The sequence below is a fragment of the Amycolatopsis sp. WAC 01416 genome (assembly GCF_003947485.1).
Classification (GTDB): Bacteria; Actinomycetota; Actinomycetes; order Mycobacteriales; family Pseudonocardiaceae; genus Amycolatopsis.
In genome coordinates, this window is sequence record NZ_QHHX01000003.1 from 729,843 (window position 1) to 744,416 (window position 14,574).

At 70.6% G+C, this 14,574-nt stretch carries 11 protein-coding genes; 1 reads left to right on the top strand and 10 read right to left on the bottom strand.

Annotation, left to right across the window (positions count from 1 at the left end):
* Positions 1 to 65 precede the first annotated feature (65 nt).
* From DL990_RS13185 to DL990_RS13210, 6 genes are all read right to left on the bottom strand, one after another.
* Positions 66 to 2,513: a tetratricopeptide repeat protein gene (locus DL990_RS13185; protein ID WP_125798818.1), complete on the bottom strand. Its 2,448-nt coding sequence runs from the start codon at positions 2,511 to 2,513 to the stop codon at positions 66 to 68.
* A 133-nt stretch (positions 2,514 to 2,646) separates the two neighbouring features.
* Positions 2,647 to 6,039 (bottom strand): ALF repeat-containing protein, encoded by a 3,393-nt coding sequence (locus DL990_RS13190; RefSeq protein ID WP_125798819.1) that lies wholly within the window; start codon positions 6,037 to 6,039, stop codon positions 2,647 to 2,649.
* Between the two features lie 49 nt (positions 6,040 to 6,088).
* Positions 6,089 to 7,948, bottom strand: a complete 1,860-nt coding sequence (locus DL990_RS13195; RefSeq protein ID WP_125798820.1) for a S1 family peptidase — start codon at positions 7,946 to 7,948, stop codon at positions 6,089 to 6,091.
* A 38-nt stretch (positions 7,949 to 7,986) separates the two neighbouring features.
* Positions 7,987 to 8,499, bottom strand: a complete 513-nt coding sequence (locus DL990_RS13200; RefSeq protein ID WP_125781273.1) for a hypothetical protein — start codon at positions 8,497 to 8,499, stop codon at positions 7,987 to 7,989.
* Positions 8,496 to 8,954: a helix-turn-helix transcriptional regulator gene (locus DL990_RS13205; RefSeq protein ID WP_233598664.1), complete on the bottom strand. Its 459-nt coding sequence runs from the start codon at positions 8,952 to 8,954 to the stop codon at positions 8,496 to 8,498. The genes DL990_RS13200 and DL990_RS13205 overlap by 4 nt, the downstream gene beginning before the upstream one ends.
* Before the next feature lie 165 nt (positions 8,955 to 9,119).
* Positions 9,120 to 9,992, bottom strand: coding sequence for a peptidoglycan DD-metalloendopeptidase family protein (locus DL990_RS13210; protein WP_233598663.1), 873 nt, complete (start codon positions 9,990 to 9,992; stop codon positions 9,120 to 9,122).
* A 749-nt stretch (positions 9,993 to 10,741) separates the two neighbouring features.
* Here DL990_RS13210 and DL990_RS13215 point away from each other — a divergent pair.
* Positions 10,742 to 11,005: a hypothetical protein gene (locus DL990_RS13215; RefSeq protein WP_125798821.1), complete on the top strand. Its 264-nt coding sequence runs from the start codon at positions 10,742 to 10,744 to the stop codon at positions 11,003 to 11,005.
* A 139-nt stretch (positions 11,006 to 11,144) separates the two neighbouring features.
* On the opposite strand, the gene DL990_RS13220 is transcribed toward DL990_RS13215, so the two are convergent.
* The 4 genes from DL990_RS13220 to DL990_RS13235 are packed head-to-tail and all read right to left on the bottom strand — an operon-like array spanning position 11,145 to position 14,570.
* Positions 11,145 to 12,338: an ABC transporter permease gene (locus tag DL990_RS13220; RefSeq protein ID WP_125798822.1), complete on the bottom strand. Its 1,194-nt coding sequence runs from the start codon at positions 12,336 to 12,338 to the stop codon at positions 11,145 to 11,147.
* A complete protein-coding gene (locus DL990_RS13225) occupies positions 12,338 to 13,000 on the bottom strand; it encodes an ABC transporter ATP-binding protein (protein ID WP_125798823.1) in 663 nt (220 codons plus the stop codon). Before DL990_RS13225 ends, DL990_RS13220 begins: the two co-directional genes overlap by 1 nt.
* Entirely contained in the window at positions 12,997 to 14,064 is a 1,068-nt protein-coding gene (locus DL990_RS13230; RefSeq protein WP_199746332.1) for a peptidoglycan-binding protein, read from the bottom strand. Before DL990_RS13230 ends, DL990_RS13225 begins: the two co-directional genes overlap by 4 nt.
* Positions 14,061 to 14,570, bottom strand: a complete 510-nt coding sequence (locus DL990_RS13235; RefSeq protein ID WP_125798824.1) for a hypothetical protein — start codon at positions 14,568 to 14,570, stop codon at positions 14,061 to 14,063. Before DL990_RS13235 ends, DL990_RS13230 begins: the two co-directional genes overlap by 4 nt.
* Between the last annotated feature and the right edge of the window lie 4 nt (positions 14,571 to 14,574).

Sequence of the window (14,574 nt, forward strand, 5' to 3'; positions counted from 1 at the left end):
TGAACTTCCGGTTCGGCCCTTGGTCCAGGAACTCCGACCGGAACAATGCGGACGGCAAGTTCCGGTCACGAAGACACCATCGCGATGCCCATCGCGTCGTACAGCGACCGCGCGCGTTCGCGGTACGGCCTGGCCTTGTCCGGAGCACCGACGTCGTCGTGGGTCGCGGCGATTCCGGTCAGCGCGCGGGCCTCCTCATGCGGTTCGCGGGTGAGCCGGGCGAGTTCGGCGGCCCGCGTGTAGTGCGCCAGCGCGGCCGGCCGGTCGCCGCACGCCAGCGCGCTGTCCGCGAGCCCGTTGTGCACGAGGGTCTCCAGCGGCCGGATGCCGGTCGTCACCGCGATGTCGAGTGCCGCCTCCTGATGCAGGCGGGCCGCTGCCGCGTCGCCCTGCCGGAGGTGCACCAGCCCGAGATAGGCCAGTGCGTACCCTTCGGCCTCCCGGTGGCCCTCGGCCCTGCTGACCGTCAACGACCGCTGGAGGTGGTCGTGGGCTTCCGTCCACCGGCCCAGTGCGCGGTACACGTCCCCGAGATTGTGCAGCGAGATCGCCTCGCTCAACCGGTCACCGATGCGCTGGGAGATGGTCAGGCACTGCCGATAGCAGTCGAGAGCGGCGTCCAGTTCGCCCCGGCGTTCGTGGATGAAGCCGAGGTTGGACAACGAGCGTCCCTCGTTGAGGCGGTCACCGGTCTCTTGGGAAACCGTGACCGCCCTGCTCAAGTGGTCGGCCGCGGCGGCGTAGCGGCCCAGCTGCGCGTACACGGTGCCGAGGGTGTTCAGCGCGCGGCCGGCGACGACCGGGCTCCCGTCGACGTCGAGGCAGCGGGTCAAGTGCGTCACCGCCTCGTCGAAATGGCCGAGCCTGGCGCAGATCGCGGCCAGATCGACGAGCGCCTGCTGGGTACCGATGGCGTCGCGCGCCTGCTGCGCCTCGGTGAGCGCGAGACGGTGCAGTGTGCGCAGGGCGCCGTAGTGACCGTGCATCCGCAATGCCTGCCACAGCACGGTCGAGAGGTCGCGGGCGTAGGTGTCGCCGGTGGCCGACGACTGTTCCGCGATGGCGATCAAGGTGGGCAGCTCCGCCGCCAGCCAGGTCGCCGCGTCCTCGGCGCCGGTGAACACGACGTTCTCGGTGATCGGGGTGAGCAGGGGTCTTCGGTTGGGATCGCCCGCCGTCATCGACCCGGCCGCGTCGACCGCCCTGGCCACACAGTGTTCGGCGAGGCGGCGCAGGGCCGCCGATCGCCGCTCCACCGGTTCCTCGTCGGCACGGCTGCGCGCGTAGTCGCGGACCAGGTCGTGGAATTCGAACCTGCCGTCCGCGCGGTGCGCCAGCAGCAGGTGGCTGTCGACGAGCGCGTCGAGGAGCCGGTGGGTCTCCGGCGGATCCGTGCCCAGCAGCGCCGCCGCGGCGGCGGTATCCCAGTGCGGCCCGGGATGGAGTCCGAGCAGACGCAGGCCAGAGGCCACATCGCCGGGCAGCGCGTCGTAGGACCAGGACAGCACGGAGGGCAGTGAGGTGGTCTTCTCTTCGGTGGTCAGTGCGGCGAGCCGGTTCCCGGCCGGGCGCATCGAGGACGCCACGTTCGCCAGGTTCCGGTTGTGCGCGAGCCGCTCACCGACGATGCGCAGGGCGAGAGGCAGGCCGCCGCATCCCGACACCATGTCGGCGAGCGTGCCGCGGTCGGCGAATCTTCGTCCGGGACCCGCCAGCCGGTCGAGCAGGGAGAACGACTCCTGCTCGGTCAGCAGCGGCACCGGCACCCGGTGCGCGTCGGCGCTGATCGTCAGCCCGTGCAGTGCCGAGCGGCTCGTCACCACCACCGCGCAGCCCGCGTGGCCGGGCAGGAGCGGCCGGACCTGGTCCGCCGAGCGGGCGTTGTCCAGCACGATGAGGACCGAGCGGCCCGCCAGCTCACTGCGCAGCAACGCGGCCCGGTCGTCGAGGTCGGCGGGCACGTCCGCCACGGGCACGCCGAGCGCCCGCAGGAACGACCGCAGCACCTCGCCAGGGTCGGCGGGCGCGCCCGGCCCGTACCCACGCAGGTTCGCGAACAACTGCCCGTCGGGGAAGTCCTGTTTGACCCGCTGCGCCCACTGCACGGCCAAGGAGGTCTTGCCGACCCCGGCCATGCCTTCCAGTACCGCCACGACAACGCCCCTGCCGTCCCCTTCGCCTAGGAGGGCGTCGAGCGCGTCGATCTCCCGCTGCCGCCCGATGAACGACGTGATGCCCGAGGGCAGCTGCGCGGGCACAGAAGCGACCGGCGTTCTCGGGGACGACACCGCGTCCGGGCAATAGTGCCGAACGAACCGGCTCGCTTGCTCGCCCTGGAGACCCAGCCCCAGCGCCAGTGCCTCCACCGAATGGCGCCGTGGCCGGGCGACCCGGCCGCGCTCGATGTTGCTGATGCTGCGCACCGTGAGCCCGGTGCGTTCCGCCAACTCCTCCTGGGTGAGCCCGGCGTTCCGCCGCGCCTCACTCAGTAGCGAACTCGGACGAGGGTCCATTTCGCGGATGATAGAGCGGGTTCGACGCCGAAATCCGTGGTTCGCCGACGATTTTGATCGAAATTGGTCGAAAACGCCCGGCGGGCCGGGTCCTTCGATGAGTGAGGGACCCGGCCCGTCCGGTCACCGGAGATCAGGGGTTGAAGAGGCGGTGCAGCCAGCCGAAGGTGCCTTCGAACGCGTCCCACGTCACTGAGCCGATTTTTTCGTAATGGCGCTCGATCAATTGCTTCGGGACGCCCGACCAGCCTGGCGGCAGGACGCCGCTGATGATCTTGATCGCGCCGACTCCGGTGAGGACGGTGTTCACCATCGCCTTGCCGAGAGCCGTGTGGAACTCCGTGCTTTCCCAGCCATAACGCATGCCGGACGAGCCTGCCGCGAGGAATCCGGAAGCGACGGACACGACCTTGGCGGCGGTGCCGATGACGGCGAGAGTGCCGGCGAGTGGCAGGTTCAACGCGAAGACCATCGCGCCGAGACTGGCGCCTGTGGAGATCAGGCCGGCCCAGTCCGAGAGGTTGTCGAAGAACTTCGCCGATTCTTCCAGGAGCCGATCAGGGTTGTTCTGCCACATCCCGATGATCGACGAGTCGCCGTGCGCGTTGGGATCCTCGCTGTCGTCCCTCGCCGCTCTCTGCGCCGCGAGCGCGGCCTCGGCTTCCGCGGCCAGGATGACGATGTGCCGGGCGCGGCTCGCCTCCTCCGCCGCCGCCGCGGCGTCTCGACCGGCCTGGATGGCGGACGCGCGGGCGCTGTTCGCGGAGGCCTGGGCTTTGTAGGCGAAGCTGACCGCTCGGTCGGCACAGTCGAACGCGCGCAGCATCGAGGAGTTCGCCGACCGCCGCGCCTTGTTCGCGACGGCGGCCGCGGCCGCCGCCTGGTCGGCGGAGCGCCGGGCGTCCGCGGCGGACTGCTCGGCGGCGGCGGCGTTGTTCGCGGCTTCGGTGGCCGAGCGCTGGGCGTCCGCCGCGTACCCGGCTGCCCGGTTGGCCCAGGTGACCGCTTCGGCGGCGGCCTTCCTGGCCTCGGCGGCGGCTTTGGAAGCGAGGGCGGCGTTCGCCAGCGCATCCGACGCGATCCTGGCCGCGTGGGCGATGGCCGCCCGGATCGCGGCGACGTGCGTAGCCCAGTCGTGGTCGAGCTGGGTGGTGTCGAACTGGGTACCGGCGACGAAACCGCGGCGCATGTTCGTGGTGCCCGCGAGCGCGATCTTCGCCGCCGCTTTCGTGTACGGGCCGCCCTCGTTGAGCAGCCGGTACGCCTCGACCTGGTCGTCCTCGGCGGCCGCGTCGACGATGGTCACCTTGAGGAACCGGTGCGACGCCGCGGCCGATCCGTCGTTCAGCGCCGCCTCCGCGGCGGTACGCACCGCTGTCCCGGGATTGTCGGCGAGAATGGCGAAGATCGTCCGTCTGTTGTCCTCCGCCGCGGCGTTGATCGCGCCGGTCGTGAGGAATTCGGTGACCGCCCCGGGATTGTCGGCCTCCAGCGCCTGGGCGGCGGCGGTGGCCACCGGCATCGTCGACACACCGGCCACGGCGGCGACGGATTCGGCGTCGTCCTGCCGCTGTGACAGCAGCCGGTCGGCGCTCAGCCAGACCAGCACGTCCTCGTCACCGCCCGCGACGGCGAACTCCGCCGCCGACCTGGTCCAGCTTCTGGTGAGCCCGTTCGTGATCAACTGGAGCGCGGCCTGCCGTCCCAGCGTGGCCGCGCGGCCGGTGTCGCCGGCGCGCATCACGGTTTCGGCGTCGGCGATCAAGGTGCGGATCGCCTCGTCGGTCAGTGCGTTCTGCGTCTGCTGCCGGGCGATCCTGGCCCGTTCGTCCGCCTCCTCCCGCGCGTCCCGCTGGGCGAGTTCGACGCCGAGTTCGGTCTCCTCGGCCAGCGAGGCGGTCTCGGCGTCCCTGGCCGCCTTCTCGACGGCCCGCGCCTGGTTGACCGTGTCCATGGCCAGGTTGGCCGCGGTGACGGCACGCTGGGCGGCCGCCGTGGACCTGTTGGCGTAGTCGATCGCTTGACCGGCGTGGTTGGCGGCCTCCTCGGCGGCGGCCGCCGCGGCGTCCGCGTGGTCGGCCGCGCTGTTCGCGGCGTCGCGTGCGGCAGCGGCCGCCGATGAGGCCTGCTGGGCGAATGACCGTGCGGCGGTCGCCGCACGGTTGGCGCGCGCCGCCGCGGCCGTGGCCTCGGCCGCGGCCTGACGGGCTTCCGCGGCTTCGGCCTGTGCCACCCCGGCGGCCGACGCGGCATCGGCCGACGCGTTCGCCGCCGAAGCCGCGTCGGTGGCGGCGGCCGCGGCCGAGGTCCCTGCCGAGACCGCGCTCCAGCTGGCGATCCGTGCCTGCTCGGCGGCCCGCGCGGCGTTCCGCGCCTGCCCGGCGGCGTTGCGGGCGGTGGCGGCGGCCTGTCGTGCGGCGGCCGCCGCGCTCGCGTTCTTGGACGCGGAAATAGCGGCGTTGTACGCGCGAGCGGCCGCCTGGCCCGCCGCGGCGGTGGCGTGCGCGGCGGCCTGGGAGGCGTACGCGGCGCGGCGCGCGGCCTGCTGGGCGGCACGGGAGGCGCTGATCGCGGTGGCCGCGCAGGAGGCCGCGTTCTTCGCCGCGCGGGCGGCGGCGTTGGCCGCCTTCGCCGAGCGGCGCACGTCGTTCTGCGCGGCGCGGGCTTCGTCCAGCGCGGCGAGCGCGGCCTGTTTCGCCTTGGCCGCGGCCTCCTTCGCGGCGTTGGACAGGGCAACGGCCTGATCCGTGCACCGCTGCGCGATACGGCCTTCCCGTTCGACGATCCCGACCAGCTGCTGGATGGTGGCGGACTCTTCGTCGCGGGCGCGGGCGATGTACTGGCCGGTGCGCAGGAACCAGTCGACGGCTTCGGGGGTACCGGCGTCGAGCGCCCGCTGGGCGTAGAGCTTCACCTGCGGTGACCCGGTGTTGAGCATGGTGAAGACGAGGAGCCTGGCGTCCTCGTCGTGGGCCGGGTACTGGCCGGTCTCGATGAACGCGGTGAAGGCGGCCAGGGTGTTGGTGTTCAGTGCGCTGGTCGCCGCCCGCTGCACCGCGGTCCCACCCGTGTTCTTGATGGTCAGTACCTCGACCCGTTTGTCCTCGGTGACCGCGGCGCCGTAGCCGTCCCGCAGAAAGGCCGACATCGCGGCGCTGCCGCCGGACAGGGCGGTGCCGATCCCGGTGGTGGCCGCGCGGCCCGCGAAAGGCAGCGCGGCGAAGAGGGCGAACCGGTTGTCCTCGTCGATGGCGTACTGGAGCCGGTTGTTCAGGAAATCCGTGATGTCCGCGTCCGAACCGAGCAGCGCGGTCTTCCCCTCACGGCGGACCGCCTTGCCGCCGATCTTGTACTGCCATACCGCCCGCCCCCTGGCGGTGTCCGGCAGTCCCGTTTCCGGCGGGCCGGTCTCGGCGAAGGCCGGGCCCGCGTTGGCGAGCACGAACCCGGCAGGCAGTGCGGTCAGCGCGGCGGCCCCTCCGAGCACACGGAGCGCTTGGCGTCTGGACCATTCGTTCGAGGACATCACGGATTCCTTTCCAGAGCGGAGCTTGCTTCAGGGTGAAGGCGGGGCCTTACCAGCCGAAATTGCTCAGGCCGGTGCCGTACTGGATCTGGTTGAACCCGGCCGTGTTGACCGTCTTGGTGTGGGTCAGCGTGATCGCACCGACCGGATCGACGGCCACGGCGGGCTCGACGTCGGGGCCGGAGTTGGCCACGGGGGTGGTTCGCAGCGTCGGCAGCCTGCCGGTGGTGGTGCCGTCCGCGTTGACGCCTCGCACGTACACCTCGCCGCCGTACCGCCAGGCGACGACGGCGCGCCGCTGGCCGTCGATGCCGACCGTCGGTTCCGCCCCGTTCGGGCCGTAGCTGATGGCGCCCCCGGCACCCGCCGCGGTGTACGACCGGACCGCGACCTGCCTGTTGCCCGCGCTGTCGTTCTGCCAGCCGACGACGAAGTTGCCCGCGAAGTCGGCGGCGATGCTCGGGTCCCGCTGATCCCCGGTGCCGCCGGGGGCGCGGTATCCCAGTGACTCCGAGCCGCCCGGGGCGAACCCGCGAATGCGGATGGCGAACACCCCGCTGCCGGTGTCCATTTCCCAGACCACGACCGCGTTCCCGTTCGCGCCCATCGCCACGTCGGGGCTCTGGCTGGGACCCGCGCCGGGGCTGATGATCTTTTCCCACTTCTTGAGCGTGATGGCGGAATAGAAGGCCAGGTGCACCTGTTTCGGGGCGCCGTTCCAGGTTTCGAAGGCGATGGCGAAGCCCGTGCCGTCCGGGTCGGCGGCGATCCGGGGGTTCTGCTGCTGTCCGGCCGTGTTCGCGTTGACCGTGGTCGCGCCGGTCTCGCGTGCGATGGAGTCGAACGTCTTCACCTTGACGTCGTAGTACCCGTTACCGTCGCGGTCGTCCGCGTAGGTGACGATGGTCGTGCCGTCGTCGCGGACCTCGACGTCCGGCTGGATGTGCTTCCAGTTCGCCGCTCCGGCCGAGGTGACCGCGCGGGTGAACTTGGGCTGCCCGTTCTGGTACAGCCGAAGGTAGACGTTCGTGCCGACGGTGTCGGCGGGATTGGTGCCCAGCCGGTCGTCCTCCCACACCACCGCGGTCATCGCGCCGTTGCGCGAGGTCGCGACCGCCGAATCGGTCTGGTTGTCGCCGGTGACCGGGGCCGCGTCGGTCCAGTGGACGCCCAGTGCGACGTTCGCGATCCACGGCCGGACGTCGTCGACGCGGGTGTCGACGGCCCCGGTCCGGGTCTCGGTCGACGGCGTGCCGAAACAGCCGCCTTGCCAGGAGCGGCTGTTCACCGCGGCCACCTCGACGCCGGAGCCGGTGGTGCGCAGCGCGGGACCGCCGGTGTCACCGGCGCATACGGCGGCGCCGTTCTGCCCGGTGAGCGCGAGGTTCCCACCGGTGACCGCGTCGACCGTGAAGGTGCCCACGTGCTGGCGCAGCGGCGCCCACTCGGTGGCGGTACGGCCGTAGGCGGGGAGCGTCAGTTGCTCGCCTGCCGTCGGTGCGGTCGAGCTGACCGCGACCGGGGTGACACCCGGGACGGAAAGGTTGAGCTGGGCCATCATCAGGTCCCGCGACTCGTGTGGCACCAGGCGGAGCACGTTCCGCACCACGCCGGCGGTGGTCGTGAGGTCGGGGCGGCCGATGGTCGCGGTGACGGGCTGGGGAGGTGTGCCCGACGGCGGGAGGCTCGTGCCGGGAGTGGCCGCGAAACAGCTCGCGGCGGTGAGCACCCAGCCAGGCGCGACCAGCGCGCCCGTGCAGGCGCGGGCGCCGTTGCCGATGTCCAGCCGCACGACGAACGCGTGGTCGGCGTTGCCTCCGACGACGGCCGCCGCTGGTGCGGTCGTCACCGCGGTGGCGGCCAGGGCCAGGCCGGACACCAGGGCCAGCCTTCTGGTGGGTCTTGTCATGACTGAGTTCCTCACACGGTGCTGGAAGCGGGGGCCGGTCAACGGGAGACCTTGATTTCCAGGAGCATGTACTCGCCGCCGGTGCCCTCCGGGTCGGTCTCGCCGACGCCCGCGTAGCTGTTCGGCGGCACCTTGTACGTCTTCGTCGCCCCGTCGTCGGGGGTCAGTACGACGTCGCTGGTGAAGTTCCCGGTGCTCACGCCGTAAACGGACGGCATCTCGACGGTCAGGTGCCCGGTCTTCCCGGAGACGCGGAAGCACACGTAACCGGAGCCGGGCTGGCCCCGCTCGGCGATCCGCAGCAGATCCGGATCCGTCGTGTCGGCAGGACAGGTGGCGAGCAGCACGATGTGGCCGTCGCCGCGTTTGAGCAGAAACCCGCGCTCCGCCTGGATTTGCGCGGCCTGCGGGTAGTTGAAGTCCTCGATCGCGAGTGGTGGCGGATCGTCGGCCTGCGGGGTCACGTCGGCCCCGGCGGGCACGGCGCCGAGGGCGAAGGCGGCGAGAGCGGCGAGCGTGGCGGCCATCGCCGCTCTCCACGGATGCTTCATTCGGGTCTCCTCTTGCGGTGGGTTCCCGGCGCTGACGTGCCGGTGGTCGGTCGATACGAAACCGCTGCTCGTTCGAAGTCGGCGCGAGCCTGGCCGGACAGGCCGAGCCCGGCCGCGATGAGCCGGACCGTGTCGCGGCGGGGCCTGCCGACCCGGCCGTGCTCGAGGTCTCTGATCGCTCGGACGCTGACGGTGGAGCGGGCGGCGAGAACCCGCTGGGTCGTGCCGAGACTGTGCCGGTGGCTCCGCAGCAATTCGCCGAAGCGGGTCGGACCCTCATCCGCCGGGATCACCGCCTCCAGCGTCGACACGCAGATCCGCATCTGGGTGCGCGCGGTGGCAGGCGGCTCGGTGTCCCAGAGGTCGACGCCGACCACCCGGTTCGCGTCGAGCAGCGATACGTACAGCACGGTCGCTTGCCTGTCAGGCAGGATGGTGTGAACACCTTGAGTCACTGGCGTCCTCCGCGTTCGCTCAGCGACTCGCGTCACCGATGCCGCATCATGGTCGGAAAGCGGCAGGGCACGGACAACCGGAAACTTCCACGAAGAAGTACCGGTTCACCGTCAGGACGTCGGGTACGTGACCGCGGAAGCCCGCTCGGCTCGGGCTCGGCGACGTTATCCGCAGCAGATGTTGTAGCCGTGGTTCCGCCAGAACAGCGACGGGCTCGGGTTGTCGAGAACCGGATCGCCGGTGCTGTCCGACGCGCTCTCGTGCCTGCCCGGCCGGTACTCGACGTGCGTGTGCGTGGAGCTGGCGCCGCGGTACTCCTCGGTGCCGATCTGCTGGCCACGGTTGACGAACTCACCGACCGCGAGCCCGTTCGACGGGTTGAGATGCAGGTAGATGATGGTGAAATCCTGATCCCGGTTGTAGATCGCCAACGTGGACAGGCCGCCGCTGCCGTTGCTGCCCTCGGTCTTCCTGATCACGGAGCCCTGAGTCATCGAGTACACGGGAACGCCGAAGCCGCGCGCGAAGTCGATCCCCTCGTGCCTGCCCGACGTATTCACGTAGCCGTCGAAATAGGAGGTGATGCGGCCGGAGTCGCTGTGGTACAGCCCGGTTTCGAGCCAGTCGTTCCCCACCAGACCGAGCAGGTGCCCGACGTTTTCGTTGTACGTCGAGGTCAAATTGCCTTTGGCGCCGTGCGTGAACGAGTCGATCGGCCCCGTCCAGCCGCCCTTGAAGAACACGGTGACCACCGCGTCCCTCCGGTTCCACACCGAGGCCGCGTTGCCCTTCACGCACAGGCCCTTCCCCGCACCCGCGCCGAGGAAGTGATAGCAGTCGGAGCCCGTGCCGTAGTTACCGACCGACGCGTCGAAATCGCTGACCGATCCCTGCTGATTGCTGTTGTAGTACAAGCAGAACTCGCCGTCCTCGCAGACGCCGTTCCGTGCCGTCGCGGCCAGCGCCGACGGGGTTACCAGGAGAGTGCTTCCCAACGCCAATGCCACGCCGAGCAGTACGACCATCAATCTTCTCAACGACGTTCCCTTTCTCCTTGAATGCGGCGAATCAGCCAATGCGCGACGGTACGGACGTGCTGGAGTCCAGGGAAGCGATAAAGGGCAAACTGCCGCTCGTTCGACGGCCGGGGCGGCAAGGGAAGTGGTGCCGGTCATCCGCGACCAAGGGCGCGTCGGCGGTAGGGCACGGTGCTCGGCGTGGTTTGCCTCGTCGAGGCGGTTTTGTGCGCGGAACAGTCGGACCGCGGGCTCGCATGCGGTCGTCTTCGGCCGTGTCGCCGCTCGCGGCCCGTGCGTCGGACAGCCTGGTAAGCACGTCGATGTCCAGGTGGGCCGCGGAAGGCCACGATTGGGACGTTGCATCCCGGGAGCGTTCGACGACGACCCGAGTGTGTCAAGGCCCCGGCAGCCGTCACGGCGGCAGTAAAGGTCGTCGCTTCAGGAACTATCTGCGCTTCTGAGTAACTGCAGCAGTGCGTGAGGCCGCAGGATCCGGAGTGGCCGGTGCTGACGGACGGGCCGAAGAATCCTGTTGAACGGAGACCTCACGGGCCATTGCGATAACTGCGAAGGGCGATGGCGAACCGTTCCTGAAGGTCGGGTCCTGCTTTGCGTCCAGGCAGTACTCCGAACTCGTATTTCCGTGCTCGACCCTCTAAGAGATGTACCACCTCGAATGCTCCTGGCGATGACGAAGTGGTCGAAGGCTTCTACGAGCGAACAGAGGACTGGTTCGCTGGGCACGGCGCCTGTCGCAGGGTAGGCAGGTGCTCTATATCCACAGTGAGTTCTTCGGCGGTACGGCATTGCAGGCTGCCGTGGGATGGGCAGACGGAGAGGTGTTCTTCGGCCCGTCCTTCACCTGCACTAATGGCATGGAAGATCCGCCATACCGACTGGTGCCGCCAGCGGAGATGGCCATCAATGCCGGCTTGCGGACGCTCGGAGTTACCGCTGCGCCGGGCCAGGACGAGTACGTGACCGTCGGTCTGGAAGCGCATCGCTGGAGCGACGATTCGATCAGCGGGTAATCGGCGTGCACGCGTTTGGGACTGCGCGCATAGCGGCATGAGCGTGCGTTTGGGCTGGGGAGCTTCCGACGAGTACGGCAGATCAACCGATGCGCCGGTGGCTGGGTCCCGTAACCCCGGCCACCGGCGCCGGAATGGCTCATGGCGTCGCGAGCGCCTCGGTCGGTGGCAGGCGGGCGGCGCGGATGGCGGGGTAGAGGCCGGCGATCGCACCGATCACCAGTGTCGCGGCGACGCCGCCGAGCGTCGCCCACGCCGGCACCACGGTCGGCCAGTTCTGGGTTGCCGCGTAGCCGCCTGTGGCCGCGACGCCGAGCAGCACCCCGCCGACACCGCCGAGCGCGGACAGCAGCAGTGACTCGGCCACGAACTGGAGCCGCACCTGGCCGCGGGTGGCGCCGAGTGAGCGGCGCAGGCCGATCTCGGCACGCCGCTCCAGCACGGAGATCACCATCGTGTTGGCCACTCCGACTCCGCCGACCAGCAGCGCCACCGCACCGAGTCCCAGCAGCAAACCCGTGAACGCGCGGTCGGCCGCCTGGCGGGCGGCCAGCGCGTCGGACGGGCGGGACACCCGAACCTCGTTGGGTGCCTGGGGGTTCGCGGTCGCGGCGAGCACGCCGCGCGTCGCTTCGACGGACACGTCGGACACTCGCGTGTAGACGGTCGTCGGGTGACCATCGAAGTCCAAATAGGACTCCGCGGCAGGCCAGCCGACCAGTGCGGCGGTGTCCAGCTTGGGCGCGAGCAGTGCCGTGTCGAGAATGCCGACCACGGTGAACCACTGGCCGCCGAGATAGACCTGGACACCCTCGCGTGCCGAGATGACGCCGAGCAGCGACGCGGCCTCCGAGCCGAGCACCACGGCCGGGTATCGAGCAGTGGCCGCGTTCAGCCACGTGCCGTCGGCCACCGTCACGCCCACCGCCTCCGGCAGGTCGAGGTGTGCGGCCTGAACCGACAGGCCCCTGGTCTCGACCTCCGGGATCCGGTCCGTGCGGTACACCTTCGTGGCCGGCACCTCGCCGAGCGCCGCCACCTCCTGTACCGGCTCGATGCGGCGGATCATGTCGACGGACTCGGTCGGCAGCGTGGAGGTGCCGCCCGCCATCGTGTTGCCGGGCGCGACGGTGAGCAGGTTCGTGCCGAGCGCGGCGAGTTGCCGGTCCAGCTCGGCGCGGCTCGACGACGACACCCCCACCACCGCGATCATCGCGGCGATCCCGATCGCGATGCCCAGCGCGGAAAGGAAAACCCGCAGTGGGCGGGTCCGCAGGCCGGCGCCTCCGACACGGAGCACGTCACGCGGGCGAAGGCGCGCTGGCGACAGCATCACACCACCGCCCCGTCACGCAGCCGGATCTGGCTGGGCAGGCTGCCGGCGATCTCCCGGTCGTGCGTGATCACCAGGACCGTGGTGCCGCTCTCGTGCAGTTCCCACAGCAGGTCCATCACGCCCGCACCGGAAGCGGAGTCCAGGTTCCCGGTCGGCTCGTCGGCCAGCAGCAGCGCCGGCTCCCCGACGACCGCTCGAGCGATCGCCACTCGCTGCCGCTCCCCACCGGACAACTCGTGCGGCCGGTGGTCGAGCCGTTCGGCGAGGCCGACGCGGATCAGCGCCGTCTCGGCCCGCCGGGCCCGTTCGCGGGCAGGCACGCCCGCGTACAGCAGGCCGTCCGCCACGTTGTCCACAGCGGACTGTCCGGGTGTGAGGTGGAACTGCTGGAACACGAATCCGATCCGGGTGGCCCGCAACGCGGACAGCTGCCGGTCGGTCAATGCCGCGATGTCGTGGCCGTCGATCCGTACCGTGCCGGCCGACGGCCGGTCGAGTGTGCCGATCAGGTGCAGCATGGTCGACTTGCCCGACCCGGACGGCCCGACGATCGCGACCAGCTCGCCGTACCCCACGGACAGCGACACCTCGCGCAGCGCGGCGACCCCGCCGGCGTAGGACTTGCCGACCCCGTCCAGTTCCACGACCGCCCCGCTCATGACGGCATCCCCACCGTCATGCCCTCGTCCAGCCCTTCGCCGGAGATCTCGACGCGGCCGGCGGAGAACAGGCCGGTCTCCACCGCGACGATCTTGGTGGTCGTCCCGTTCACGACCTCGACGCCGTACCCGCCCTCGGACCGCGCGAGCAGTGCGGCCACCGGCACGGTCAGCACGTTCTCTCGCCGCGAGGCGCTGAACGCGACCTTTACCGACGCCTCGTCGAGGCCGGTGAGCGCGTTCTGGTCGGCGACCGCGACGGTGACCTCGATGATGGTCGTCGCCTGGCTGCCGGGGGTCCCGCTGGCGGGGACGAGGACGGTCGCGGTGCCGGTGATCGAGCCCGGCGTGGTCCTGTCGTCCGGCAGGGTGACGGTCACCGGGGCGGCCTTCACCGCGAGCCGCTGGTCGGCCACGCCCAGTTCGACCGTGATCAGCCGCGCCGACCCGGTGCAGGAGAGCAGGGGCGCGTCCGGCGCGACGTCGGCGCCGACGGTCGCCTTCTGGCCGTCCACCCGCACCGGGCCGGCCGCGTAGTGGATCCGGCCCTGCTCGATCGTGCCGGTCTCCGGCAGGCCGAGGTCCTTCTGCCACTTCTTCACCGCGGTGGCTGTCTGCGCGGTGTACTTCCTGTCCGCCGTGAACCCGCGGTAGCCGAGCGCGGCGAGGTTGTTCTCGAACTGCTCCACGTCGGTGCCCTCGGTGTCCGGCACGAGCGGACGATAGACCGGCAGCGTGCCGTACAGCAGCACGACCGGCGTGTCGTCGACCCAGTAGATCGCCTGGCCACGCTCCACCGTGTGCCCGACGGCCGGCAGCGCGGTCAACGTCCCGGCGAGCTTGCCGGTCACGTCGATCGGGGCGCCGTGGCCGAGCTTGCCGTTTTCGGTCCGCGTGTCGACGAGCGTCTGCCTGGTCACCTTCGCCGTCGCCGCGGGCAGGTCGTTGCCGGTCTCGGTGGGCTTCTCACCACCCCAGAAGCCGGTCGCGGCGGTGACCGCGGCCCCGGTGGCGAGCACGGCGACGAGCACGATCACCACCCGGCCGACCCCGCGCCGGCTCATTTGCCGCCCCCCGGGATCACGAGACCACCACCGCCGCCGCCGCCCGGCAGGTGCTCGCCGCACTTCTCGTGCGCCGTCTTGAGGTCGGGGTCGTTCGGGTCGGGCGCCTTACCGCTCTCGAACCGGCTGCGCCCCTCCGCGTCCGGGTCGGGGTAGTCCGGCATGCCGTTCTCCCGCATGCATTTGGCGTACGCCTGGAACTTCTTCACATCCTCCGCGTTCATCTTCTCCGGCTCACCGCCGTTGGGCAGGTACCTCTTGCACTTCTCCTGCGTCGGCTTCACCGCGTTCGGGTCGGTGCCCGGCGGGAAGCGCAGCTCCATCTCGCCGTTCTCGTCGAACGTCGGGTCCTCGAAGTCCGGCACGCCGTTCTCCCGCATGCACTGGGCGAACTTCAGCCCCGCCTGCTTGTCCTCCGCCGTGGCCGCGCCGGAATCGGGGGCTGACGAGCAGCCGCCGAGTCCGACGAGCAGCAACGACACGAGCACACACATGAGTCGTTTCATGCGC